The sequence below is a fragment of the Brucella sp. 22210 genome, assembly GCF_052045675.1.
Classification (GTDB): Bacteria; Pseudomonadota; Alphaproteobacteria; order Rhizobiales; family Rhizobiaceae; genus Brucella.
In genome coordinates, this window is record NZ_JBQEPD010000021.1 from 1 (window position 1) to 24,238 (window position 24,238).

A 24,238-nucleotide genomic window follows, 5' to 3' on the forward strand; every position below is an offset into this window, starting at 1 on the left:
GCGGCTGTCCATTGGTAAAGCAGTAAGAGGCTGATTGGATGGAAGCTTCGACTGTGAGAGATACGGCTCTGCGTGAGGCAGGGCCGTCTGGTTCGGACAATTCGCGGCAGGGTTCTGGGCGTCATGTTTTGTCGGCGCGGGGACTAGGTAAGTCGTTTGGCGGCTTTTACGCGGTGAAGAATGTCGATCTTGATGTGGAACATGCCCGTGTTCATGCGCTGATCGGCCCGAACGGGGCTGGCAAGACGACGGTGTTCAATCTCCTGACCAAGTTTTTGCAGCCGACAAGCGGCGAGATCACGCTTCTGGGCGAAACGATCACCAAAACCGATCCGGCCAAAGTGGCGCGGATGGGGCTGGTGCGCTCGTTCCAGATTTCGGCCACCTTCCCGCATCTGACTGTGCTGGAAAACGTCAAGGTGGCGTTGCAGCGCCCGAATGGCCTTGCCACGCAGTTCTGGCGCGCGCTCTCGGCGCTGGATCGGCTGGACGCGCAGGCAATCGAGCTTCTGGAACGCGTCGGCCTTGCCGATGCCCGTCATGCACTGGCTGCCGATCTCTCCTATGGCCGCAAGCGCGCGCTGGAAATCGCCACCACACTGGCGCTCGATCCGAAAGTGCTGCTGCTCGATGAGCCGATGGCCGGCATGGGCCATGAAGACGTCCACACCATTGCAGCCCTCATTGCCGATGTCGCGAAGGATCGCGCCGTTTTGATGGTGGAACACAATCTCAAGGTGGTGGCCGATATCGCCCACCATGTCACGGTGCTGCAACGCGGCGAGATCCTCGCCTCCGGCAGCTATGCCGACGTCTCGAAGGACGAGCGCGTGCGCACCGCCTATATGGGAACCGAACATGAATAAAGGCCAACCGCTCCTGTCCGTGCGCGGACTGAATGCCTGGTATGGCGAAAGCCATGCCCTGCATGGCGTCGATCTCGACATCTGGCCGGGCGAAACCATCACGCTTCTGGGCCGCAACGGCGTCGGCAAGACGACAACCTTGCGCGCCATCATGGGCATCATCCGCAAGCGCACCGGCACGATCACGCTGGACGGTCGGGATATCATGCGCGTGCCCTTGCACCGCATTGCCCATGCGGGTCTGGGCTTCGTACCGGAAGAACGCGGCATCTTCGCCACGCTCAGCGTGCATGAGAACCTGTTGCTGCCGCCGGTCGTCGCAAAAGGCGAGCAGAGCCTGATGTCATTGGACGAGATTTACGCGCTTTTCCCGAACCTGCATGAACGGCGCAACAGCCCGGGCACCAAACTGTCGGGCGGCGAACAGCAGATGCTGGCCATTGCGCGCATCCTGCGCACCGGCGTGAAGGTGCTGCTGCTGGACGAGCCGACCGAAGGTCTGGCGCCTGTCATCGTGCAGCGCATCGGCGATGTGCTGGTGGAACTGAAGAAGCGCGGCATGACCATCCTGCTGGTCGAGCAGAACTTCCGCTTTGCCGCCAAGGTCGCAGACCGCTTCTATCTCATGGATCATGGCGTGGTGACGGAGAACTTCCCGACCGCCGAGCTGCCCGACCGCATGGCAGCCCTGAACGAAGCCTTGGGAGTCTGACATGACAATGATCTTCGGTATTCCCCTGCAGGCGCTTCTCGGGCAGTTACTGGTTGGCCTCATCAATGGCTCGTTCTACGCCATGCTGAGCCTTGGCCTTGCCATCATCTTCGGGCTGTTGCGCATCATCAATTTTGCCCATGGCGCACAATATATGCTGGGCGCTTTTGTCGGCTATCTGCTGTTGAGCTGGCTTGGCATCGGCTATTGGCCAGCGCTTGTTCTGGCTCCGATCATCGTCGGTCTCGGCGGGGCGATCGTCGAGCGCGTGGCGCTGTCACGGCTTTATAATCTCGATCCGCTCTATGGCCTGCTCTTCACCTTCGGCCTGGCGCTCGTGATCGAAGGCACGTTCCGCTATTATTATGGCGCTGCCGGACAGCCCTATGCGGTGCCGCCATCGCTTGCTGGCGGGCATAATCTCGGCTTCATGTTCCTGCCGAACTATCGCGCCTGGGTGGTCGTGGCCTCGCTGATCATCTGCCTTGGCACCTGGCTTCTGATCGAAAAGACCAAGCTTGGCGCTTATTTGCGCGCCGCCACCGAAAACCCAACACTGGTCAAAGCCTTCGGCATCAATGTGCCGCTGCTTCTCACCTTCACCTATGCGCTGGGTGCGGGTCTTGCAGGCGTTGCCGGCATCATGGCGGCCCCGATCTATCAGGTCAGCCCGCTGATGGGCTCCAACATCATCATCGTGGTTTTTGCCGTGGTGGTTGTCGGCGGCATGGGATCGATCCTCGGCGCCATCATCACCGGCTATGTGCTGGGGCTGGCCGAAGGGCTCACCAAGGTCTTCTATCCGGAAGCCTCCAGCATCGTCATCTTCGTTATCATGGCTATCGTTCTTCTGGTGCGACCCGCCGGACTGTTCGGGAAGGAGGCCTGATATGGCTGATACCGCTCTTAAAGCAACGGCTGCAAGCCATGGTGCTGCTTCATCCCGCAAGCCTGCGATCAACAGCCTGTCGGCCATAATCCTCGTCATCGCCATCGTCGCACTGGCCGCCGCACCCTTCGTGGTCTATCCGATCTTCCTGATGAAGATGCTGTGCTTTGCGCTGTTTGCCTCTGCCTTCAATCTGCTGCTTGGCTATACCGGCATTCTCTCGTTCGGCCATGCGGCCTTCTTCGGGGGCGCGGCCTATATCACCGCGCATACGGTGAAGGAATGGGGCGTGACGCCGGAAGTGGGGCTGATCCTCGGCGTTCTTGCCGCTGCAGCGCTTGGCCTCGTCATCGGCTATCTGGCCATTCGCCGTCAGGGCATCTATTCGACCATGATCACGCTTGCGCTGTCGCAGATGTTCTTCTTCTTCTGCCTGCAGGCGGCCTTCACCCATGGCGAGGACGGCTTGCAGGGCGTGCCGCGCGGATATCTGTTCGGCTTCATTGATCTCAACAACCAGATGAACATGTATTACTTTGTGCTGGCCGTGTTCGTGCTTGGGGTCTTCGCCATCTGGCGCATCACCAACTCGCCCTTCGGCATGATCCTGAAATCGGTGCGCGAGAACGAAAACCGCGCCATATCGCTCGGCTATTCCGTCAATCAGTACAAGCTGGCCGCATTCGTCATGTCGGCAGGCCTTGCGGGCCTTGCAGGCGGCATGAAGGCACTCGTCTTCCAGTTTGCAACGCTGACCGATGTCGGCTGGCAGATGTCGGGCGAGGTCATCCTGATGACGCTGCTTGGCGGCATCGGCACGCTGATCGGACCCATCGTCGGCGCCGCCTTCGTCGTCGCCCTCCAGAACTATCTCGCAACATCCGACTTCCCAGTCACAATCGTCACCGGCCTCATCTTCATGGCATGCGTCATCCTCTTCCGTAAAGGTATCGTCGGAGAGTTCTATGCCTCACGTCTAGGAAAGAAACTGTTCGGGTAACTACCCATCAATGAGCCGCTGCGTCTGCTGATCGCGGCTCCGCATTTTACTGGATATGCAATCATGACCGACACCTACGATTACATCATCGTTGGCGCGGGCACGGCAGGCTGCGCCCTCGCGAACCGACTGTCCGAAAACCCTGACCGCTCCGTCCTGCTGCTCGAAGCGGGGGGCAAGGACAATTATGCGTGGATCCACATCCCGGTCGGCTACCTCTATTGTATCGGCAATCCGCGCACCGACTGGTGCTTCACCACAGAAGCCGAACCCGGCCTGAACGGCCGCGCGCTCGGCTATCCGCGCGGCAAGGTGCTCGGCGGCTGCTCGTCGATCAACGGCATGATCTATATGCGCGGTCAGGCCCGCGACTATGATCTCTGGCTGCAGGCCGGTTGCGAAGGCTGGGGCTGGGACGATGTGCTGCCGCTGTTCAAGAAATCGGAAGATTATTATGCGGGCGCAAGCGCCCTGCACGGCACCGGCGGCGAATGGCGTGTCGAAAATGCCCGCCTGCATTGGGATATTCTCGATGCTTTCCGCGATGCCGCCGTTGCCGCTGGCATCCCCGCCACCGACGACTTCAATCGCGGCGACAATGAAGGTGTGTCCTATTTCAAGGTCAACCAGAAGCGCGGCATTCGCTGGAATACCGCCAAGGCCTTTTTGCGCCCGGCGCTGGAACGCAAAAACCTCCGCGTCGAAACCGGTGCGCATGTACGCCGCATCGAGATTGCGGAACTGCGCGCCAATGGTGTGACTTTCGACCAGAACGGCGCGACCCGCACCGTCAAGGCAAGGCGCGAGGTCATTCTTGCCGCCGGTTCCGTCGGCTCGCCGCATGTGCTCGAACTGTCGGGCATCGGGCGCGGTGACGTGCTGCAACAGGCAGGCATTCCGGTCACGCTGGAACGCAGCCAAGTTGGCGAGAACCTGCAGGATCATTTGCAACTGCGTTGCGCCTATAAGGTCACCGGAATTCCAACCCTCAATGAAAAAGCCAACAAGCTTTTCGGCAAGGCGATGATCGGGCTGGAATATCTGCTGCGCCAGTCCGGCCCCATGTCGATGGCCCCAAGCCAGCTTGGCGTCTTCACCCGTTCGGACCCGTCCTATGAAACCGCCAATCTGCAATATCATGTGCAGCCGCTGAGCCTCGAAAAATTCGGCGAAAATGTTCACCCCTTCCCCGCTTTCACGGCCAGCGTGTGTAATCTGCGCCCGGACAGTCGCGGTTCGATCCACATCAAATCGCCGGATCACCGTGCGCAACCGGCCATCCGGCCAAACTATCTGGCGGAAGAAAGCGACCGCCGCGTCGCCGCCGACGCAATCCGCCTCACCCGCCATATCGTTGCGCAGGCGCCTTTGCAGCAATACCGCCCGGAGGAGTTCAAGCCCGGTCCGAGCTATGAAACGCAGGAACAGCTGGAGAAAGCCGCAGGCGATATCGGCACGACTATTTTCCACCCGGTCGGCACCTGCCGCATGGGACAGGATGCGGAAGCGGTTGTCGATCCGCGCCTCCGGGTCAACGGCATTGCAGGTCTGCGCATTGCCGATGCGTCCATCATGCCGACCATTACGTCCGGCAACACCAATTCGCCGACGCTGATGATCGCCGAGAAGGCTGCACAGATGATTATCGCGGATAATCGATAAGGCAGCGCCTATGCGGTGGAGAATACTTAAATAAATAACTAGAGCAGCTCCGACGATTCAGCTGTTACGGAGCCGCTCTAGAACCAGATTCCTGAGAGAATGGTGAGCGGAAATGGCAATCCGCTCACGCGTCTGTGAACGCAATTTGAGACTTGCAGCCTCTCGATTTTCAGAAAAAATTTTCCTTGTTTAATTCCATGCAAACGGGAATTATCGGCATCAAGGAGGGCTGGGGAGAATGATCGTCTAACGATCGCAATCCGGGACCGGCTTTCTCTGTTGCTTAGACAAGGAAAACAAAAATGTCGTCAGCCCTTTCCCGTTACGCTTTGAGCCGCCGCGCCGGCCTGAAAGCCCTTCTTTTCACCGCTGCTGCGCTGACCGTTGGCTTTGCCTCGGCTCCGAGCCATGCAGAAGACAAGACCATCAAGGTCGGCATCATGGGCGGCGAAGACGAAGACGTCTGGAAAGTTGTCGCCGAAGAAGGCAAGAAGCACGGCCTCAACATCGAGCGCGTGACCTTCAACGACTATAACCAGCCAAATGAAGCTCTGGAGCGCAAGGAAATCGACGCCAACGCTTTCCAGCACAAGCCTTATCTCGATGAGCAGATCAAGCAGCACGGCTACAAGATCAGCGTTGCCGGTTACACGGCTGTCTGGCCGATCGGCATCTATTCGCGCAAGCACAAGAGCCTCGACGAAGTCAAGGAAGGCGGCGTCATCGGCGTGCCGAACGATCCGTCGAACGAAGGCCGCGCGCTTCGCGTTCTCGAAGAAAAGGGCCTGATCAAACTGAAGCCGGATGCAGGCATTCTCGCAACGCCGATCGACATCGTCGAAAACCCGAAGAAGCTTGAAATCAAGGAACTCGACGCCGGTGTCGTTGGTCGTTCTATCGACGATCTCGATGCAGCCATCGTCAACAATGACTGGGCTGCCAAGGCAGGTCTGAAGAAGGAAGAAGCCATCGGTTGGGAATCGAAGGAAAACAATCCTTACAACAACTTCATCGCGGTCCGCACCGAAGACGAAAACGCCGAATGGGTGAAGAATCTTGTCGCTTCGTTCCAGAACGACGCCGTGAAGGCCGAACTCGACCGCGCCTATAAGGGCACCGGAATTCCGGCCTGGAAATAAGCTTTTCATCCGCAAAACACCGCGCCGGAAACTGTTTCCGGCGCGGCTTTTATTGACGTATGAAAAAAAATTGCCCAAAAGCATCGCGTTGAGCATTAGCTCCATGGCTTAGCCAGGCCTCATCATTCCTGAAGCCTTATCCGATTGCAGTTTGCCGCTGTGCGCAGCGGCGCTTCAAACTATAGAAGAAACGACCGTGACCCCCGTGACCCCCACGCTCATTGAACCGCCATCCACCGCAACAGCGCCCATCGTCGAGATGAAAGACGTGCGCCGAATGTTCGGTAACACGGCAGCCATCAATGGCGTGTCGCTCTCCGTTTCGCGCGGCGAAATCCTCGGCATTATCGGTCGCAGCGGCGCGGGCAAGTCCACGCTGATCCGTTGCGTCAACGGCCTCGAAAAGCCCGACTCAGGCTCGATCCAAATCGAAGGTCGCGAAATCAGCGGCCTCGGTGAAACCGAATTACGCCCTTTGCGCCGCCGCATCGGCATGGTGTTCCAGCATTTCAATCTGCTCTCGGCCAAGACCGTTACGGATAACATCGCCCTGCCGCTCAAGATCGCAGGCAAATCCAGGACCGAACGCGCGCGCCGTGTGGCCGAGCTGCTTGAGCTGGTCGGCCTGTCCGACAAGGCAAACCATTATCCAGCCCAGCTTTCCGGCGGCCAGAAGCAGCGTGTCGGCATCGCACGCGCACTTGCCGCCGAGCCTGCGCTGCTGCTGTCCGACGAGGCGACCTCGGCGCTCGACCCGGAAACCACCCAGTCCATTCTGGCGCTACTGAAAGACATCAACACCAAGCTCGGCCTGACCATCCTGCTCATCACCCATGAGATGGATGTCATCCGCCGCATCGCAGACCGCGTTATCGTGCTCGATCATGGTGCAATTGCCGAAGAAGGCCCGGTCTGGAAGGTCTTCGCCAACCCGCAATCGCCGGTCACGCAAAGCATGTTGCAGGTGCTGACACCGGAGCTGCCCGCCTCGTGGCGTGCGCGCCTGACGGACAAGGCGGGGGATAAGGCCATCCTCCGCGTCAAGCTTTCAGGTGAAGCCGCGCGTGGCGCCTTCTTCAACGATGTGGCAGCAGCCACCGGCCTTGTGCCGCAGCTGATCCATGGCGGCATGGACACGATCCAGGGCGAGCCGGTCGGCACGCTCTTCATCAGCCTGCCCGCTCAGGACAAAGCGAAATTCGAAGCCGGTATCGGCTATCTCAACACCCATGCAGACGCCACGGAGGTACTCGGCTATGTCTCAGGCGATGCTTGATCTTCTCTGGCGCTCCTTCTGGGAGACCATCATCATGACCGGCTTTTCGAGCCTGATCTCGCTCGTGGTTGGTCTGCCGCTCGCCCTCATCATGATCCTGACCGAACGAGGTGGCCTTGCGCAGAACCTGACGGTCAACACCCTTTTGGGCGCGATCATCAATGGCTTCCGTTCGGTGCCGTTCATCATTCTTCTGGTGGCGCTGATCCCCGTAACCCGCTTCATCGTCGGCACGTCGATCGGCACATGGGCCTCCATCGTCCCGCTGTCGATTGCGGCTATCCCCTATTATGCGCGCATCGCGGAAGTATCGCTGCGTGAAGTGGATCACGGTCTGGTCGAAGCCGCGCGCTCAATGGGCGCAAGCCGCTGGACAATCGTGCGTGAAGTGCTGATTCCTGAAGCCCTGCCCGGTATCATTGCCGGTTTCACCGTGACGATCATCACGCTGGTGGGCGCATCGGCCATGGCTGGCGCTATCGGCGCAGGCGGTCTGGGCGATCTCGCCATCCGCTACGGCTATCAGCGCTTTGAAACACAGATCATGATCGCCGTGGTGATCATCCTGATCATCATGGTCTGCGGCATTCAGTGGATCGGCGACCGTCTGGTCAGCCGCCTCGACAAGCGCAACCTGCGCGCCTGATCAGGCTCGCTTACCGCTTCCTCTCACGGAAACCCGCTTCCAGCGTGTTTCCGTCGGGATCGAAGACCAGCGCCGCGTAATAGCCCATCTCTTCCGGCCCCTGATAGCCGGGGCCGCCACTGTCGCTGCCACCGGCGCTCAATGCCACGCGGTGAAAGGCTTCCACCGCATCGCGGCTTCCAGCTGTGAACATGAGATGCAGATGCTCGCCCGGCTTCGCCTCGGCTGCATCCATAGCCGCGCCGTCTGCTGGACCTCCAGAGCCATGGATCCAGAGGAAAGGCACAGGTGCCCTCTCCCCGCCGCTGACGAAGAAGCCACTGCCCGAACGTGCAATAACTTCCAGCCCAAGCTCAGGCATACAGCTTTCATAGAATGAAAGGCTGCGGCGAATATCTTTGGCTTTGAAGCCTATGTGATCGAAGAGCGACATACACACTAATATATCGCGGGCAGGTATAAAGAAAAGCGGCGTGCTCGATTTTGGAGCACGCCGCCATAGAATTGGAAATGTTTTCGCAAATTATCCGCGTGTGCGTGAAAGACCGTCCTTCGCAGGCTGGTATCGCGGATCAAGCTGCACAGCCTTCGAATAAGAGCTGGCGGCTTTCGCCTTTTCACCGCGATGCTCGTAAACCAGCGCCTGATTGGCCCAGCTTTCCGCAACGCCCTGATCCAGCGTGATGGCCGTGTTGAAATCGTCGAAAGCGTTATCGTAGTCGTTCAGCGCCACATAGGAAAGGCCGCGGCCGTTATAAGGCTCCGGCGCTGTGGAGTTGAGCGAAATCGCCTTGGAGAAATCCTCGATGGCCTGCTTGTGCTGGCCCTTGGCCTGATAGATCAGACCGCGATTGTGATAGGCGCGACCGTCGGTCGTCTGCAAGGCAATCGCCTGATTGAAATCGCTCAGAGCCTGATCCAGACGGCCCGCCTGACGGTAGACATTGCCGCGACCGATATAGGCGGCATCATATTGTCCGTTGAGCTGGATGGCCTTGCTGTAATCCTGCGCAGCCCTGTTGGTATCGCCCATATAGCGATAGACCAGCGCGCGGTTGGAATAGGCCTGATAGAAATTCGGATTGAGCGAAATCGCCTGATCGAAATCGCGGATCGCTTCCTTGTAACGCCCGGCCTTGCCATAGGCAGAACCGCGAACATTGTAGCCTTCCGGGTCACGTGGATTGGACTGGATCACGCTGGTGAGCGAGCTGATATTCTCGCTCGAACCCTGCGCCCGATCAACAGTGCTCAGCGCCGTCGTGGTCGAGCTTTGGCAGCCAGCCACAGTCAGAGCCAACAGCGTGGCGGCAATCAAAAAACCGTGACGACCGATTCCAGCCCCACGGTTTGCACCGAATGTCTCAACTCCCGAAATCCTGGTTTCGGACGATTGCAGCACCTTCAAGCGTGTTGGCAACGACAGTGTTCCTTTTAGTTCCATCGAAACCGGGCGGTTACGGCCCGTTTCTTCTCCATCCCGTCCCGGCTCTCGTTCAACGCATGGGCGTTTCACAGCCGAAGAGTCTCGCGGGACTGCCTTGTTCGTTTCAGTCCGGTCCAGCCCGGCAAGGGCTCACTGGAACTGTCAGATAAAAACAGCGAAAAGGCGGCAGCAAACAATCTGTATCGCCTTCCAATATCCAGCCCGAAAGCTGAACATCCTAATCATTTGTTTTTACACATAACTGGCCCGCCAAAGTCTAGAAACTTTTTTGGGTGCCGCGCTAAACTTTAATAAAAAGATGAAACCGAGCTGTTTCGGCAACAAAAATTCTGAAATCAAGACATGCAAAAACCGGCGCAACCGAGGGAAGCACCGGAAAGCAAAAAGGCGCCACAACAGCGGCGCCTGTTTTGAGGTCGATCAGCGAGCGCCGCGGGCGCCGCCAACGAGGCCTTCACGCTGTGCGCGCTTGCGAGCGAGCTTACGAGCGCGACGAACGGCTTCTGCCTTTTCGCGAGCGCGCTTTTCAGATGGCTTTTCGTAGTGGCCGCGCATCTTCATTTCGCGGAAGATACCTTCGCGCTGCATCTTTTTCTTGAGAGCGCGGAGAGCCTGATCAACATTATTATCGCGGACGAGTACCTGCACGTGTATTCCCGTATCGGTTAGAATTTCGGTTAAGCCTGAGGCCGTTCGGGGGTCTTTTAACGATTTCAGCCGGTCTGACCGGCCGAGCAACGCCCTAAGGCTCCCAAGCTTCGCAACGGAAACGCTGCAAATTGGTGCTGGCTATTACCAGATCGAGCCCGGGCTGTCCACCTCAACATGCAAATTTGGCCATCTCCCCCTGTGAAATACCGTCTTTACACCAATTGACTATAGTTCCCGCCAGACAAATGCGTTAATGAGCCGCTCGTTTCCCGCATAATTCGGCCTCAATAGTCGTCCAATGGGGATGCCCCACCTCGCGACCGGCCCTCTACAGAATTAACCGGCGCGTTTCCTGTTTTTTGATTCCATTTGTTTGTTTCATGCCCATCCGCAAGCGACTCGTTATCCAGTTCACAGGCTATGAAGGCCTGCACCCCAAAGCCGTCCGCGTGCGCCACGCGCAAGTCCTGAAAGACTTTGACAAGCTCTGGAACGCCAAGACCAAGCTGCCGCCCATGACGGACGAGCCGAACGATAGCGGCACGACCTTGGCCGTCACTGAGGGCAATGGCTGGCGAACGGAGACCGCGTTCTGCCAGTTCGGCACGGCGGATATTTTTGACGATTATGCCGCGCGCTCGACGCCCAGGCGGATGCTGACCGGCTTCTTCGCCTTCATGAACATCCTCTTCACCGGCACGCTGTGGCGCTATCTCACGACGAGCTGGCGCTTCGTGTTGTTCTTCCTGTGGCCATTCCTGCTGTCACTCGCCATTTTGGGCGTTGCGGCCCTTATCGCCACAGCGCCAATGCTGGCGGGCTTTTCGGCGCTGCATCTTCTCTGGTCTGCGCCGCTCGCTGCCTTCCTCGCAACGCTTCTGGTGCGCAAGCCCGGCGACAAGTTCTTCATGTCCTATCTGCTTGACGACTGGTCGGCAGCTTATGATCGTATTTATGACCGCAACGCGAAGCTGAACCAGCGCCGGACGGCCTTTGCCGAGGCGCTGATGCGCAAGATCGAAGAAAGCCATGCGGATGAAGTTATCATTGTCGCGCATAGTCTCGGCACTGTGCCGGCTGTCGAGGCGCTTGCCGCCGTTCAGCGCCAGCGCCCAGACCTTCTTAAACAGCAACCTGTATCGCTGCTCGCGGTCGGCTCCTGCCTGATGATGATCGCGCTGCACCCACGAGCGAAAGCCCTCCGCGAGGATGTGCGCGTGGTGCTTGAGGACAGCCCAGTTCTCTGGTCGGAATTCCAGGTGCTGACGGATATCATCCATTTCTATGGTTCCGATCCTGCCAGCGCCCTGAAGATCAAGACAGAGAACCCGCCACTCATCCATCGCGTCCGCTTCAAGAATGTGCACAGCGAAAACCGTTACAAGCGCTCCAAGGGCAACTTCTTCCTGATGCACCTTCTCTATGTGCGCGGGGCGGAGAAGAAGAACTTCTACGATTTCGGCATGTTCCTGCATGGCCCGTTTTTCTTCCGCGAGCTGATGACCACGCATAAAGGAAAAGCCGCCCCTCTCGATGAAGAAGGACGGCTTCCGGTCTCCTATCGCGAAGCGGCTTGATGCCGTTCAGCCTTAGTCCTTGGGCGGCTCCACCACGGCAATCGTCAGCCAGGTGGCCGTCAAGGCGGGCTTCAACGAGTTCTCGATTTCGAGCGTCACATCGTAATAATTTACGACCCGCCCCGATGGGCGAATATCGGCATCGGCCAGCTTGAAGCGTGCACGCACCCGAGCGCCGGTCTTGACCGGCGATTGGAAGCGCAGCTTGTCGAAGCCGTAATTGATGCCCATGGTCGCGCCTTCCAGCATGGGCAGCGCTTCATAAGCCAGCGTCGACAAAAGCGACAGCGTCAGAAAGCCATGCGCAATCGTACCGCCAAAAGGCGTTTCGTTAGCGGCGCGTTCCGGATCGACATGGATGAACTGATGATCGTCCGTCGCATCCGCAAACTGGTTGATCATTTCCTGTGTGACTTCGCGCCACTCGGAACATCCGATTTCCGTGCCGATTGCGTCGCGCAACTGATCGAGCGTGATTGCGTCTTTCATTCGCTGGCCATTCCTGCTGAACTGATTTGCCTTCTGTTTACCTTATAAACTTTAGGCGGCAACCAGAATTTCCCGGGCGATATCATCCCAATGCGTGAAAACCTGATGCGCGCCCTTGGCCGAAAGGCGCTCGGCATGGCCGTCATAGGTATGCGCGCCGCCGGTGTAACCAAAGGCGGTCATGCCCGCAGCAATCGCACCTTCAACACCGAAAGGCGAATCCTCGATCACCACGCAGCGCGACGGGTCGACGCCCATCTTGTCGGCGGCGAACAGAAACAGATCCGGTGCAGGCTTGCCGCGCTTGACCATGGTGGACGAATAAACGGCATCGCCGAAATAATGGTTGATGCCGGTCTTTTCCAGACTGAAGGCAATGCGCTCCGGATGCGAGGACGAGGCCACGCAACGCTTCTGCGGCAGTTCACGCAGGAAGCTCGCGATCCCGATCGTCGGCTCCAGCGCTTCGGCAAACAAAGTTCGGGTGGCGGGCCAGAACTCACCATCGACACCATCCGGCAGGCGATGGCCGGTCATATCCTCGATCATCTTCATGATATCGGCTTGTTTCATGCCGATGCCCTTGGCCACCGTGCCCTGCGGCAGTTCCATGCCGTGATTGGCATAGACGCGCTCGAAAGCGAGGCAGGACAGAACTTCGCTATCGACGAGAACGCCGTCACAATCGAAGATCACGAGATCGAAGGGGGATACACTGCTCATTTTGGCTCCAGTGGCCCTATAAAGGGATGCATATTTTGTCGCGCAGATTGGGGATGCGCGCCTGTCGGTGTTGATATAGAGACTGTTGGTCTATTACGCACGTAATTCAACACGAACGTGACAATATTACCGATTACCGGCCAGGCATTCCCAGCAAAAGTGTGAAGCGGTTTTGCGTTCGGGGATGCGTAGATACAAAATTGCGGCCTTCAGCTTTGCGGAGATTTTCATGACGACAAATGTGGCATTGGTTGGACTGGCACGCGATCTTGCAGCGCGGGCTGAAACCGGCAAGCCGATCCGCATCGGTCTGATTGGCGCTGGCGAGATGGGCACCGACATCGTCACGCAGGTGGCAAGGATGCAGGGCATTGAAGTCGGCGCGCTTTCCGCCCGCAGGCTGCCGAACACGTTCAAAGCCGTGCGCACGGCCTATGGCGACGAAGAAAACGCGCAGGAAGCCAATAGCGAAGCGGCAATGACCCGCGCCATCGAGAATGGCAAGATCGCCGTCACGGGCGACAATGACCTGATCCTCTCCAACCCGCTGATCGATGTCGTCATCGACGCCACCGGTATTCCGGAAGTGGGCGCGGAAACCGGCATCAAGGCGATCCGCAACGGCAAGCATCTCGTCATGATGAATGTCGAAGCCGATGTCACCATCGGCCCCTATCTCAAGGCCGAGGCCGACAAGCAGGGCGTGATCTATTCGCTGGGCGCTGGCGATGAACCGTCATCCTGCATGGAGCTGATCGAATTCGTGTCCGCCATGGGCCACAAGGTCGTGGCCGCTGGCAAGGGCAAGAACAATCCGCTCAATTTCGATGCGATCCCCGACGATTATCAGGAAGAAGCGGACCGCCGGAACATGAATGTCCGCCTGCTGGTGGAATTCATCGACGGCTCCAAGACGATGGTTGAAATGGCGGCCATCGCCAACGCCACCGGGCTTGTGCCGGACATTGCTGGCATGCACGGCCCCAGAGCCGCAATCGACGAGCTGAACCGCACTCTGATCCCGAAGGAAGACGGCGGCGTGCTCAACAAGTCGGGCGTGGTCGATTATTCCATCGGGCGCGGCGTATCGCCGGGCGTCTTCGTCATTGCCAAGATGGAGCACCCCCGCCTTGTCGAGCGTCTGGAAGATTTGAAGATGGGCAAAGGCCCTTATTTCACCTTCCACCGCCCTTTCCACCTCACCTCGCTGGAAGTGCCACTGACCGTGGCGCGCGTGGTGTTGCACGGCAAGACCGATATGGTGCCGCTGCCGAAACCCGTGGCGGAAGTCTGCGCGGTTGCCAAGAAGGATTTGCAGCCGGGCGACCGTCTCGATGCCATCGGCCAATATTGCTATCGCTCATGGATCATGACGACGCCTGAAGCCCGCGCGGCCAAGGCTATCCCCTGTGGCCTGCTCCAGAACGGCTCGGTCATCGCGCCGATCAAGAAGGGCGAACTCATCACCTATGCCAATGCTGCGCCGCAGCCCGGCTCGAAGATCGCCGAACTGCGCGCTTTGCAGGATGCGATGTTAGGGGAGTAAGGGAGTAAGGGAGTAAGGGAGTAAGGGAGTAAGGGAGTAAGGGAGTAAGGGAGTAAGGGAGTAAGGGAGTAAGGGAGTAAGGGAGTAAGGAAATACGGTCCGTATATTTGCAAGTCAAACATACTGCCCTATTCCCCTACTCCCCCCTATTCCCTTCTTAGTGGTCCAACGCCTTCACAATGCTCTCGACCATCTTCTTCGCGTCGGCGAAGAGCATCATGGTGTTGTCGCGGAAGAACAGTTCGTTTTCCACGCCCGCATAGCCGGAGCCCATGCCGCGCTTGATGAACAGAACCGTACCTGCCTTGTCGACATCGAGGATCGGCATGCCGAAGATCGGTGACTTCGGATCGGTCTTCGCGGCTGGATTGGTGACGTCATTCGCGCCGATCACGAAAGCCACATCGGCCTGCGCGAATTCCGAATTGATGTCTTCCAGCTCGAACACTTCATCGTAAGGCACGTTGGCCTCAGCCAGCAGCACGTTCATATGACCCGGCATACGACCGGCCACCGGATGGATGGCGTATTTGACTTCCACGCCTTCCGCCTTGAGCTTGTCGGCCATTTCACGCAGCGCGTGCTGCGCCTGTGCCACCGCCATGCCGTAGCCCGGCACAATGATGACCTTGGAAGCGTTCTTCATGATGAAAGCCGCATCGTCGGCAGAACCCTGCTTGACCGGACGCTGTTCAACCTCGCCCGCCGGACCGCCAGACGTATCGCCGCCAAAGCCGCCAAGAATGACCGAGATGAACGAGCGGTTCATGCCCTTACACATGATGTAGGACAGGATCGCGCCCGACGAGCCGACCAGCGCGCCAGTGATGATCAGCGCCAGATTGCCAAGCGTGAAGCCGATGCCTGCCGCTGCCCAGCCCGAATAGGAATTGAGCATGGAGACCACGACCGGCATGTCTGCGCCGCCGATTGGCACGATGATCAGCACACCGAATACCAGCGACAGAAGCACGATCAGCCAGAACACGAAATGGCTTTCGGTGTTCACCAGCACAACAACCAGCAGCACAATGGCTGCGGCCAGCGCGGCATTGATGACATGACGTCCCGGCAGCATGATCGGCTTGCCCGACATGCGACCGTCGAGTTTGAGGAAGGCGATGATCGAGCCGGTGAAGGTGATCGCGCCGATGGCGACGCCCAGCGACATTTCGATCAACGCCTGACCATGGATCTGGCCTACTTCGCCGATACCGAAGGAATGCGGCGAGTAAATTGCGGCAGCGGCCACCAGAACGGCAGCAAGGCCGATCAGCGAGTGGAACGCGGCCACGAGCTGCGGCATGGCCGTCATGGCGATGCGGCGCGCGATAACGGCACCGATGCCACCACCGATGGCGATGCCGATGACAATCAGCGCCAGACCGCCGAAGCTTGGACGCGCCAGCAGAAGCGTGGTGACGATGGAAATCGCCATACCGATCATGCCGTACATATTGCCCTGACGGCTGGTCGTCGGATGCGACAAGCCGCGCAGCGCCAGAATGAACAGCACGCCGGAAACGAGGTAAAGGAAGGCTGCGAGATTAACGCTCATAATGGTTCAGCCTCACTTTTCTTTTTTCTTGTACATGGCGAGCATGCGCTGGGTGACCAGGAAGCCGCCGAAAATGTTGACGCTCGCCAGAATGAGCGCAATGAAACCGAAGCCGGTTGCCCAGCCCGAAAGCGAAAGGCCGACGGCCAGAAGCGCACCCACCACGATCACCGATGAAATGGCGTTGGTAACGGCCATCAACGGGGTGTGCAGCGCAGGCGTAACCGACCACACGACGTAATAGCCGACGAAAATCGCCAGAATGAAAATCGCAAAGCGGAACACGAACGGATCGATCGCGCCGCCCGATGCGGCATGCGCGGCAGCCGCCGCAGCATCACCCAGACCACCGGCGTTTTCCGCAGCCTGACGGACAGCATCTGCGGCCTGGTTCAAGCTCTCAAGAGCTTTATCGAGACTAGTTTCGGCCATTATGCCTCTCCTCCATCAACAGGAGACTTGGGGGAAGACGAAGACTTAGCGGCAGCCTTCGGTGCTTTTGCAGGCGCTTTTTTCGCGGCTTTCAGTGCCGGTTTGGCATCGCCGACTACCTCTGCCTTCGCCACTTTCGGCTTGGGCGCCGCTTTCGGCTTGGCAGCGGGTTTCGCTGGCTTTTCGGCTGCTGGCGCGGCTGCGGCAGGCGCGGCATCGGCCTTGGCGAAAGCCGGATGCAGGATCGCGCCCTGATGGGTCAGAAGCGTCGCCTTGACCAGCTCGTCCTGCGGATCGATCTTGAGCAGCTTGGTTTCCTTGTCGACGAGCGTTTCAAGGAAAGCGATCAGGTTGCGCGCATAAAGCTGCGACGCGCTCGCAGCGATGCGGCCCGACATGTTGAGATGGCCGACAATTCTGACGCCATTCACTTCGGCCACTTGACCGGGCACAGCGCCTTCGACATTGCCGCCGCGCTCGACGGCGAGATCGACCAGAACGGAACCCGGACGCATGGAAGCGACCATTTCCTTGGACACCAGACGCGGGGCCGGACGGCCCGGAATGAGCGCCGTGGTAATGACGATGTCCTGCTTGGCGATGTGGTCGGCAACGAGTGCGGCCTGCTTCGCCTGATATTCCTTCGACATTTCCTTGGCGTAACCACCAGAGGTTTCGGCAGCCTTGAACTCATCATCCTCAACGGCGATGAACTTCGCACCGAGCGAGGCGACCTGTTCCTTGGCGGCAGGGCGAACGTCGGTAGCCGTCACGACCGCACCGAGACGGCGTGCCGTTGCGATGGCCTGAAGACCGGCAACGCCAGCCCCCATCACGAAAACCTTGGCGGCAGGAACCGTACCGGCTGCCGTCATCATCATCGGCATGGCGCGGTCATAGACTTCCGCCGCGTCGATCACAGCCTGATAACCGGCAAGATTTGCCTGTGACGACAGCACGTCCATCACCTGCGCACGGGTGATGCGCGGCATGAATTCCATTGTGAAAGCCGAAATTCCGGCCTTGGCAAGTGCCGCCACCGCATCTTCATGACCATAGGGATCAAGCATGGCAAACAGTGCTGCGCCCGATTTATACCCTTTGAGTTCCGTATGCGTGGGACGGCGCACTTTCAAAATGACGTCTGCCGTTTTAGCGTCTGACGTCGTGCCTATACGGGCACCGGCTGCCGCAAATTCGGCATCGGGAATGCGCGATTTCTCACCGGCGCCTTTTTCCACGACGACATCGAAGCCGAGCGCGATGAATTTCTTCACCGTCTCCGCCGATGCCGCAACGCGTGTCTCGTTGGGGTCACTCTCTAGCGGGATAAATAACGTCTGGGCCAAGCTGGTTTCCCTTTCATGGTCTTAATCCGGGCTTGATCCGGCCTTGCGGTCGGGCAGAATTGCGAGCCTCTGAAACGAGGCTCCTTGAAAAGAACTGAGATACAGACATGCATAAAACCTCGGCACGGTAACCCATGCCAAGGCATTCGATCAAATCATGCGGGGTTAATCCCGGTTCGGTCTTGGATCTTGCAGCATTTTCGCAAGGCCGGATGTCACCATCCGGCCGCGTCAATGCGCTAGAGGATGAACCAGGCGGCGACGCAGACTAGGACAAAAAGAATGGTCGCGGAAAAGAAACCACCAGCGAAAAAGCCGAACGCCATGGCAATCATAAGGGCGACAACCGCCACCGTGCCCCATTTAAACAGGCCCGTGAAACCGGCATAAGTTTTCTCATGCTCAGCATAGTCCATCGGTGCGCCAAGTTCAGCCGGAGCCGTCGTATGATGTTCTGCCATTTTCGTTCCACCCATTCAGATTTTCCACCCAACACCAATGATGTTAAGCGAAAACACCTGCAATCTTCAATCTGCACACAACAAAAGCCCGGCACGAACGCCAAGTCTTTTCGTCGCAGCAACCCTCTCTCTCCGCGTAAAGCGGTTCCGCAGTCTTCGTAAATCGGATTCGCGCAATGCGCTACATCTAATTATTTAGAACACTGCCTATAGAACGCATAGTAATCGCTTATACGCCCAGTCCCGTATATTTCGCAGTCGGCAATATCGTCAGCGGCACAACAGTGCTGCGGCTATCGGCAAACATCGCCTGCCGCTCGCGCGGCAATGACTTGAAGAATGGAAAGCGCACCGCAACCGCATCGCGGATATTGCGGATCGGCGCGGCACCCAGCCCGACCTTGATGCCATAGCCCGCATGTTCACGCGCATCGGCCATCATCGACGTGCCGAAAATGCGCTTGTAAAATGCCATATGCTCCGGCTTGACCGAGGCAAGACATTGATCGGCAACGAAAAATTCCGACGCCATCGCAGCAATGCGCAATGTGATATAGGGGATGGCCGGATATTCGCTCAGCAACTCCGGATCGGCGGCAAAGCGGGTTGGATCGACGAAATGCATGCCGCTATTGAGCAGCGGATCGAGAATATCGGGAAAAAGCGCATAGCTCGTTCCCTTGCGATGATCTGGCGTGATGTGATGAATGCGCAACGTGCTGACGAGCTGGCCGTCAACATGCACCCCGTAGACGAAAGCGTGGCTGTCCCGGTCGATATCGTCGACAATGGACGGCACTTCGGCCTCATCCATCACATTGCGGGTACGATAGGAGCGGTAGCGAAGCCGACCGATCTCTTCCAGATCTTCCGCATGGACGATCCGTCGATATTCAACACGATCCAGAAAATGCAGCAGCTGTCGCGCAAAATTGGATAGCGGCGGTTTCTCCCCCGAGACAGCTGAATCAGTCATATAAGCGATTTCCGCACCATCAAATCATGCAAATCATACATTTCAATTCAGCGCGCAGAATAAGCAGGTTTACCTTCATGTAAAGGTATAAGTTCAACTGCATATACGCCCCCGCGCCATTTTCCCGGCACAGTATTGCCACAGATTCGCCACATGGAAACAGCGTTTTTTCGATGCTCAGCGTGATAAATGCGCGATAAACCGCATTTCGGGGCCTTTTGCCATCTTTGCCGTAATGAAGCGCCCGCTCCGGAGCGGCACTCCTGATTAGCGGAACGAAATTCGGCCCGCCCCATCCGCATCCGTCGCGCGCAATTGTCACGGGGTGTGGGTCTGGCCAAAAAAGATCAGGCCGATGGTCAGGCGACGGTACGACCGCCCTCGCGCCATGTGACGGATTTTGTCGTCATCGAGCCGATTGTATCGGCAGGCAGCGGCATGCCGAGAAGATAGCCCTGCACCAGATCGGCGCCAGCGGCAACGCGGATGAGCGCCAGCTGTTCTTCGGTCTCCACACCTTCGACGGTCACGCCGAGACCCAGCTCATGCGAGAGCTGCGTCACACCGCGCAACAACATCAGCGACCGGCGGTCTGTGGTGATATCGCGGACAAAGGAGCGGTCCACTTTCACCTTGGTCAGCGGCAACGTGTTGAGATAGCTGAGGCTGGAATAGCCCGTGCCGAAATCATCGAGCGCAATATTGATGCCGGCATTCTTCAGCCGCTGCAAAACCATCGACGTCTTGTTGCGGTCGGCGATGATTGCGCTTTCCGTCACTTCGACTTCCAGACGATGGGCGGGAAGACCCGACTTCTGCAAGGCAGAGGCAATATCGCGGGCAATCTCGTTGCTCTTCAGATCGATGGCCGACAGATTGACGGAAACGCCGATACGATCCCCCCAGGTCAGGCAGTCCTTGCAGGCCTGATCCAGCATGAAGCGAGTGATATCGGTGATGATGCCCATTTCCTCGGCCAGAGGAATGAATTCGGCAGGCGGCACCGAACCCAGCTCCGGATGCACCCAGCGCGCCAGCGCTTCACAAGCCACAATGCGCAGAGACTGCGCACTGACGATGGGCTGGTAGACAACCTTGATTTCATTGTTGCCGATGGCCTGCCGGAGATCAGCCTTGAGCTTCTGACGGCTGCGATATTTGGTATCCATCGCGCCGACGAAAACCGCCCATTGCCGGTCTTCATGGCCCTTCGCTTCATAAAGCGCCAGATCCGCATTGATATGCATATTGCCGACATCGCAATTGGCAATGTTTTCAATCGCAATACCGGCGCTGATGTCGATATGAACATGATCACCGTCGAGATCATAAACGCCGGACACGACCGACGTGATATGATCCATGATGCCGGTAATTTCCGCCTGGTTCTGGAGATTGAAAACAAACACGACGAATTCGTCGCCGCCAAATCGCGAGACCACAAAGCGCTGCTGGTCGAGCGAATAAAGCCGCTGCGCAAACAGCCGCAACAACACGTCGCCCGTATGGTGGCCAAGCGTATCGTTGACATGCTTGAAGTGATTGATGTCGATGACGACCAGCGCCGCAAAGCTGTCCGCCGACTGATGGGCGCGCAATGTGCGCACCATGGTCTCGAAATAATTGCGGTTGGGAAGACTGGTCAGCCCGTCGAACCGCGCCATGTGCTGAATGCGGGCTTCCGCCTCGACACGCTGCGTCACGTCCTCGAACATGAGAACCGCGCCATCGCCGACAGTCTGGTTGCCGATACATTCTATATAGCGTTCACCGGAAAGCTGGAAAATGTCACGCGTCTTGCGTCCGGCGACAAGGTCGGTCATGCGGGCGCGTACATTCGCCATATCATTATGCGGAAACAACCCTTCCCGCGCACAATAGCGCAGCAGCACTTCCAGCCGGCGCCCGTGCAACTTGGTGTGTTCGGCGATCCGCAGCATCGCCTTGGCCTTGTTATTGATCACCGCAATGCGCTGCTGGCCGTCGAGCATGAGCAGGCCCTGGGGCATATTGTTAAGCGCGGCATCGAACCGCCCCGCCACAATCGACAGACGCCGCTTGCCCATCACGGCCGCGAAGAGAAACTCACGAAGGCCGTTGGCCATCTCGATATTGGACAGGAAATACGGGATCAGCAGCAAGCCGATGATGATGTGAAAGGGAGTCCCCGCAAGCACGAGCCCGGCGAGAACCGGAATCAGCGTGCAGATCGACATCAAAACGACGGCCTTCGCCGAGGCATAATTGCGCCCGACGATGGAAACGACCGAAGCCAGCAGAATCGTCAGACTGGCCAGCTCGGCAAATGGATCACGCAGCACGAAGATCGAGAAGAAGCACAACATGCCAAGCGTCGCGCAGACCAGCGAAGCGCCGATGAGATAACGCAACTCCCAGCGGTCGAGATCGGCAGATGTAAGGTGACCTAGTCTGGCACGGTCGAACTGTCGCATGTCGTAGAGACGACCGAGAGCGACAACGGCAAAAAGCCCGGCAAACCCGATGAAATGCCAGTCGACAGTTTTCACATAGATGACAACACAGGCCACCACATGGGCCAACAAGCCAAACCAGAGCGTGGTGCGATTACCATACAGTGATCGCATGAAAGAAAGCCGCACGTCTGCAGGTATGTCAGGTTTACGGCTCCGCCACATGTCCTTGCTTGTGTCCCTATCGTGAGGGCGATTATTGCACTAATGACTTAAAAATATCTTTCGCGAAATGAAACCACAAGCTGCTACCCCCGCCACCATAAGATGTATCCCAATTATTCACAGGGGAACAACTTAACAGCAACATGCGAAATAACAATACAACCATAGGCTTTCAAAGCGGAGGCCTTCAAACAATTTGGCCGTGAAAGCAGAGACAAAAAACGCCCTGTATTACGCCTCGCGGCGCGATTGCAATTCACAAGCATTCTATAACAAAACTAGAGAATATCACCGAATAACAATCGCCGGCGGTGAAAACGCGGAGGAAAGCACGCCAATGCGGAATAAATCCCTATCCCGCACGGATGCTCTCAGAGGCTGTGTCCGCCATCCACATTGACGATGGTGCCAGTCATGTAGCGGCTGGCATCGGAGGCCAGCATCAGCACCACGCCGTCCAGATCCTGTGGTTCGCCGAGACGGCGCAACGGATTACGTCCTTTGAAGTAGCCCGCAGCCGGTCCGTTGAGCTGTTCTTCGTTGATTCGGGTCGGAAACCAGCCCGGCGAGATCGCATTGACGCGAATATCATGTGCGGCCCATTCGAGTGCAAGCGCACGCGTCATCTGCGTGATGCAGGCTTTCGACATGGAATAGGCGGCAGCACCTTTCTGCGGCCTGTCGCCCAGAATGCTGGTCGTGTTGATGATCGAGCCGCCCGCGCCTTGTGCGATCATGCGGCGCGCAGCTTCCTGCGCCACGAAGAAAGCACCCGCCACATTGACCTCGAAAATATGTTCGAGCATGTCGCGTGTCGTATCGAGCGCACGCGCCATATGGGCGACGCCAGCATTGTTGAACAGGGTCGAGATCGGCCCGAAACGCTGCTCTGCTTCATCGAAGGCGCGCATGATTTCATCCGGATGAGTGACATCCGCCATGATTTCAAGAACCTCCCCGCCCGACGGACACAGGCTTTCGCCCGCATGCGTGCGTGAAATAGAGATCACCCGCGCCCCGTGTCCTGCCAGCACATGCACCATGCGCAAACCCAGACCCGAGGAGCCTCCCGTCACGGCAATAACCTTGCCCCGAACGGAGAAAAGCTGATCGTCAGTCATATATCCCCTCAACTGCCAATCCATCTTCACTCCTACTAGGATATTCATAACGGCATTTGAACCGTGCACAGAGGCAAAAAATGCTTCAAATCAGGACAATACACAAAAGGCGCGCGAGCGTGATGAAAAGACGACACTAATTGCCAATTGCGAGAGGTTATGCTGACGCACATCTTGTCCGAAAACTGTTTCACTCTTTTCGGGATGTGTTCTATTGCAGAAGGCCGAATGCCGCTCCAGATAAGAGCCAAATCAACGGATCCGAATGCTATGTCGAAGTCCCGCCCCCTGATTGCCGTACCGACTGACGTCAAACCTTTCGAGAATTACACCTGGCATGCAGCACCGGATCAATATCTGGCTGCGGCAATCGATGTTGCGCAAGTGACGCCACTTCTGGTGCCAAGCTTTGGCGACAAGATTGATCTCGACGCCATTCTCGACGCAGTGGACGGCGTGTTGATCACCGGCTCTAAATCGAACGTCAACCCGTCGCTTTATGGCGTGGAACCGAGCACTGCCTTCGAACCCTATGACAATGCCCGTGACGCGACCTCGCTGCCGCTGATCCGCGCAGCCATTGAAAAAGGCGTGCCAGTGCTGGCGATCTGCCGCGGCATTCAGGAGCTGAATGTGGCGCTGGGCGGTACGCTTGCCACTGAAATTCAGGAATTGCAGGGGCGCATGGACCACCGCGCGCCGGAATCCGAAAGTCAGGCGGAGCGTTTCGCTATCCAGCACCCGATCCGGATCAAGCCGGATTCATGCCTCGGCGCAATTTTGAAAGAAGACAGCGTAAAGGTAAACTCGGTGCACCGTCAGGCCATCGACCGGCTTGCGCCACGCCTTGAAGTAGAAGCTGTAGCTGAAGACGGCACAGTGGAAGCCGTTTCCGTCAAGGACGCCAAAGGCTTTGTCGTCGGCGTCCAGTGGCATCCGGAATACTGGGTCCAGTCCGACGCTCCCTCGCGGAAGATATTCGAGGCCTTCGGCGATGCGGTGCGGGAACACAAGGGACGGGAATAGGGGAATAGGGGAATAGGGGAATAGGGGAATAGGGG

General features: G+C 57.9%; 23 protein-coding genes. 11 read left to right on the forward strand and 12 right to left on the reverse strand.

Annotation, left to right across the window (positions count from 1 at the left end; genetic code table 11):
• Positions 1-38 precede the first annotated feature (38 nt).
• The 8 genes from ACTJKP_RS19895 to ACTJKP_RS19930 all read left to right on the forward strand — a co-directional run bounded on the left by ACTJKP_RS19895 (position 39) and on the right by ACTJKP_RS19930 (position 8,190).
• On the forward strand, positions 39-866 hold the full coding sequence (locus ACTJKP_RS19895; protein WP_440629869.1) for an ABC transporter ATP-binding protein: 828 nt from the start codon (positions 39-41) through the stop codon (positions 864-866).
• Positions 859-1,578, forward strand: a complete 720-nt coding sequence (locus tag ACTJKP_RS19900; RefSeq protein ID WP_078341354.1) for an ABC transporter ATP-binding protein — start codon at positions 859-861, stop codon at positions 1,576-1,578. The genes ACTJKP_RS19895 and ACTJKP_RS19900 overlap by 8 nt, the downstream gene beginning before the upstream one ends.
• A 1-nt stretch (position 1,579) precedes the next feature.
• Complete coding sequence (locus ACTJKP_RS19905) at positions 1,580-2,467, forward strand: branched-chain amino acid ABC transporter permease (protein ID WP_078341355.1); 888 nt, start codon at positions 1,580-1,582, stop codon at positions 2,465-2,467.
• Between the two features lies 1 nt (position 2,468).
• Positions 2,469-3,467, forward strand: a complete 999-nt coding sequence (locus ACTJKP_RS19910; RefSeq protein ID WP_440631899.1) for a branched-chain amino acid ABC transporter permease — start codon at positions 2,469-2,471, stop codon at positions 3,465-3,467.
• 63 nt (positions 3,468-3,530) lie between these two features.
• Positions 3,531-5,129: a GMC family oxidoreductase gene (locus ACTJKP_RS19915; RefSeq protein WP_440631900.1), complete on the forward strand. Its 1,599-nt coding sequence runs from the start codon at positions 3,531-3,533 to the stop codon at positions 5,127-5,129.
• Between the two features lie 302 nt (positions 5,130-5,431).
• Positions 5,432-6,268, forward strand: coding sequence for a MetQ/NlpA family ABC transporter substrate-binding protein (locus tag ACTJKP_RS19920; RefSeq protein WP_078341236.1), 837 nt, complete (start codon positions 5,432-5,434; stop codon positions 6,266-6,268).
• Positions 6,269-6,527: 259 nt separating this feature from the next.
• A complete protein-coding gene (locus ACTJKP_RS19925; protein ID WP_440631936.1) occupies positions 6,528-7,544 on the forward strand; it encodes a methionine ABC transporter ATP-binding protein in 1,017 nt (338 codons plus the stop codon).
• Entirely contained in the window at positions 7,525-8,190 is a 666-nt protein-coding gene (locus ACTJKP_RS19930) for a methionine ABC transporter permease (protein WP_440631901.1), read from the forward strand. The genes ACTJKP_RS19925 and ACTJKP_RS19930 overlap by 20 nt, the downstream gene beginning before the upstream one ends.
• A gap of 10 nt (positions 8,191-8,200) precedes the next feature.
• On the opposite strand, the gene ACTJKP_RS19935 is transcribed toward ACTJKP_RS19930, so the two are convergent.
• The 3 genes from ACTJKP_RS19935 to rpsU all read right to left on the reverse strand — a co-directional run bounded on the left by ACTJKP_RS19935 (position 8,201) and on the right by rpsU (position 10,285).
• Positions 8,201-8,623 (reverse strand): VOC family protein, encoded by a 423-nt coding sequence (locus ACTJKP_RS19935; protein WP_440631902.1) that lies wholly within the window; start codon positions 8,621-8,623, stop codon positions 8,201-8,203.
• Positions 8,624-8,713: 90 nt separating this feature from the next.
• Entirely contained in the window at positions 8,714-9,634 is a 921-nt protein-coding gene (locus ACTJKP_RS19940) for a tetratricopeptide repeat protein (protein ID WP_440631937.1), read from the reverse strand.
• A gap of 423 nt (positions 9,635-10,057) precedes the next feature.
• Positions 10,058-10,285, reverse strand: a complete 228-nt coding sequence (gene rpsU, locus ACTJKP_RS19945) for a 30S ribosomal protein S21 (RefSeq protein WP_078341232.1) — start codon at positions 10,283-10,285, stop codon at positions 10,058-10,060.
• 383 nt (positions 10,286-10,668) lie between these two features.
• On the opposite strand from rpsU, the gene ACTJKP_RS19950 reads away from it, so the two are divergent.
• Entirely contained in the window at positions 10,669-11,865 is a 1,197-nt protein-coding gene (locus ACTJKP_RS19950) for an alpha/beta hydrolase (protein WP_440631903.1), read from the forward strand.
• 12 nt (positions 11,866-11,877) lie between these two features.
• Here ACTJKP_RS19950 and ACTJKP_RS19955 read toward each other — a convergent pair whose 3' ends face one another.
• Positions 11,878-12,354, reverse strand: a complete 477-nt coding sequence (locus ACTJKP_RS19955; protein WP_078341230.1) for a MaoC family dehydratase — start codon at positions 12,352-12,354, stop codon at positions 11,878-11,880.
• A 51-nt stretch (positions 12,355-12,405) separates the two neighbouring features.
• Positions 12,406-13,077 (reverse strand): HAD family hydrolase, encoded by a 672-nt coding sequence (locus ACTJKP_RS19960; RefSeq protein WP_440631904.1) that lies wholly within the window; start codon positions 13,075-13,077, stop codon positions 12,406-12,408.
• 229 nt (positions 13,078-13,306) lie between these two features.
• On the opposite strand from ACTJKP_RS19960, the gene ACTJKP_RS19965 reads away from it, so the two are divergent.
• Complete coding sequence (locus ACTJKP_RS19965; protein ID WP_138787186.1) at positions 13,307-14,623, forward strand: 1-deoxy-D-ribulose 5-phosphate reductoisomerase; 1,317 nt, start codon at positions 13,307-13,309, stop codon at positions 14,621-14,623.
• A gap of 157 nt (positions 14,624-14,780) precedes the next feature.
• On the opposite strand, the gene ACTJKP_RS19970 is transcribed toward ACTJKP_RS19965, so the two are convergent.
• The 7 genes from ACTJKP_RS19970 to ACTJKP_RS20000 form a co-directional block, all read right to left on the reverse strand.
• Positions 14,781-16,181, reverse strand: a complete 1,401-nt coding sequence (locus ACTJKP_RS19970; RefSeq protein WP_151556013.1) for an NAD(P)(+) transhydrogenase (Re/Si-specific) subunit beta — start codon at positions 16,179-16,181, stop codon at positions 14,781-14,783.
• Positions 16,182-16,193: 12 nt separating this feature from the next.
• Positions 16,194-16,613, reverse strand: coding sequence for an NAD(P) transhydrogenase subunit alpha (locus ACTJKP_RS19975; protein ID WP_078341226.1), 420 nt, complete (start codon positions 16,611-16,613; stop codon positions 16,194-16,196).
• Positions 16,613-17,962 carry a Re/Si-specific NAD(P)(+) transhydrogenase subunit alpha gene (locus ACTJKP_RS19980; protein WP_440631905.1) on the reverse strand — a complete coding sequence of 450 codons (1,350 nt, stop codon included), beginning with the start codon at positions 17,960-17,962 and terminating at the stop codon, positions 16,613-16,615. Before ACTJKP_RS19980 ends, ACTJKP_RS19975 begins: the two co-directional genes overlap by 1 nt.
• Before the next feature lie 239 nt (positions 17,963-18,201).
• Complete coding sequence (locus tag ACTJKP_RS19985) at positions 18,202-18,423, reverse strand: aa3-type cytochrome c oxidase subunit IV (protein WP_078341239.1); 222 nt, start codon at positions 18,421-18,423, stop codon at positions 18,202-18,204.
• A gap of 229 nt (positions 18,424-18,652) precedes the next feature.
• Positions 18,653-19,399, reverse strand: coding sequence for an N-acyl amino acid synthase FeeM domain-containing protein (locus tag ACTJKP_RS19990; RefSeq protein WP_078341224.1), 747 nt, complete (start codon positions 19,397-19,399; stop codon positions 18,653-18,655).
• 359 nt (positions 19,400-19,758) lie between these two features.
• Positions 19,759-22,056: a putative bifunctional diguanylate cyclase/phosphodiesterase gene (locus ACTJKP_RS19995; protein WP_078341223.1), complete on the reverse strand. Its 2,298-nt coding sequence runs from the start codon at positions 22,054-22,056 to the stop codon at positions 19,759-19,761.
• 371 nt (positions 22,057-22,427) lie between these two features.
• Positions 22,428-23,177 carry an SDR family NAD(P)-dependent oxidoreductase gene (locus tag ACTJKP_RS20000; protein ID WP_078341222.1) on the reverse strand — a complete coding sequence of 250 codons (750 nt, stop codon included), beginning with the start codon at positions 23,175-23,177 and terminating at the stop codon, positions 22,428-22,430.
• Positions 23,178-23,447: 270 nt separating this feature from the next.
• Here ACTJKP_RS20000 and ACTJKP_RS20005 point away from each other — a divergent pair, with 270 nt between their 5' ends.
• Positions 23,448-24,203 (forward strand): gamma-glutamyl-gamma-aminobutyrate hydrolase family protein, encoded by a 756-nt coding sequence (locus ACTJKP_RS20005; RefSeq protein ID WP_440631906.1) that lies wholly within the window; start codon positions 23,448-23,450, stop codon positions 24,201-24,203.
• Positions 24,204-24,238: the final 35 nt, after the last annotated feature.

Bases quoted from the DNA above. Each gene is read 5' to 3' on its own strand.
- ACTJKP_RS19990 (WP_078341224.1), bottom strand. From the start codon at position 19,399: ATGACTGATTCAGCTGTCTCGGGGGAGAAACCGCCGCTATCCAATTTT.
- ACTJKP_RS19925 (WP_440631936.1), top strand. From the start codon at position 6,528: ATGAAAGACGTGCGCCGAATGTTCGGTAACACGGCAGCCATCAATGGC.
- ACTJKP_RS19955 (WP_078341230.1), bottom strand. From the start codon at position 12,354: ATGAAAGACGCAATCACGCTCGATCAGTTGCGCGACGCAATCGGCACG.
- ACTJKP_RS19995 (WP_078341223.1), bottom strand. From the start codon at position 22,056: ATGTGGCGGAGCCGTAAACCTGACATACCTGCAGACGTGCGGCTTTCT.
- ACTJKP_RS19930 (WP_440631901.1), top strand. From the start codon at position 7,525: ATGTCTCAGGCGATGCTTGATCTTCTCTGGCGCTCCTTCTGGGAGACC.
- ACTJKP_RS19985 (WP_078341239.1), bottom strand. From the start codon at position 18,423: ATGGCAGAACATCATACGACGGCTCCGGCTGAACTTGGCGCACCGATG.
- ACTJKP_RS20005 (WP_440631906.1), top strand. From the start codon at position 23,448: ATGTCGAAGTCCCGCCCCCTGATTGCCGTACCGACTGACGTCAAACCT.
- ACTJKP_RS19970 (WP_151556013.1), bottom strand. From the start codon at position 16,181: ATGAGCGTTAATCTCGCAGCCTTCCTTTACCTCGTTTCCGGCGTGCTG.
- ACTJKP_RS19940 (WP_440631937.1), bottom strand. From the start codon at position 9,634: ATGGAACTAAAAGGAACACTGTCGTTGCCAACACGCTTGAAGGTGCTG.
- ACTJKP_RS19895 (WP_440629869.1), top strand. From the start codon at position 39: ATGGAAGCTTCGACTGTGAGAGATACGGCTCTGCGTGAGGCAGGGCCG.
- ACTJKP_RS19950 (WP_440631903.1), top strand. From the start codon at position 10,669: ATGCCCATCCGCAAGCGACTCGTTATCCAGTTCACAGGCTATGAAGGC.
- ACTJKP_RS19935 (WP_440631902.1), bottom strand. From the start codon at position 8,623: ATGTCGCTCTTCGATCACATAGGCTTCAAAGCCAAAGATATTCGCCGC.
- ACTJKP_RS20000 (WP_078341222.1), bottom strand. From the start codon at position 23,177: ATGACTGACGATCAGCTTTTCTCCGTTCGGGGCAAGGTTATTGCCGTG.
- ACTJKP_RS19900 (WP_078341354.1), top strand. From the start codon at position 859: ATGAATAAAGGCCAACCGCTCCTGTCCGTGCGCGGACTGAATGCCTGG.
- ACTJKP_RS19920 (WP_078341236.1), top strand. From the start codon at position 5,432: ATGTCGTCAGCCCTTTCCCGTTACGCTTTGAGCCGCCGCGCCGGCCTG.
- ACTJKP_RS19965 (WP_138787186.1), top strand. From the start codon at position 13,307: ATGACGACAAATGTGGCATTGGTTGGACTGGCACGCGATCTTGCAGCG.
- ACTJKP_RS19905 (WP_078341355.1), top strand. From the start codon at position 1,580: ATGACAATGATCTTCGGTATTCCCCTGCAGGCGCTTCTCGGGCAGTTA.
- ACTJKP_RS19910 (WP_440631899.1), top strand. From the start codon at position 2,469: ATGGCTGATACCGCTCTTAAAGCAACGGCTGCAAGCCATGGTGCTGCT.
- ACTJKP_RS19915 (WP_440631900.1), top strand. From the start codon at position 3,531: ATGACCGACACCTACGATTACATCATCGTTGGCGCGGGCACGGCAGGC.
- ACTJKP_RS19975 (WP_078341226.1), bottom strand. From the start codon at position 16,613: ATGGCCGAAACTAGTCTCGATAAAGCTCTTGAGAGCTTGAACCAGGCC.
- ACTJKP_RS19960 (WP_440631904.1), bottom strand. From the start codon at position 13,077: ATGAGCAGTGTATCCCCCTTCGATCTCGTGATCTTCGATTGTGACGGC.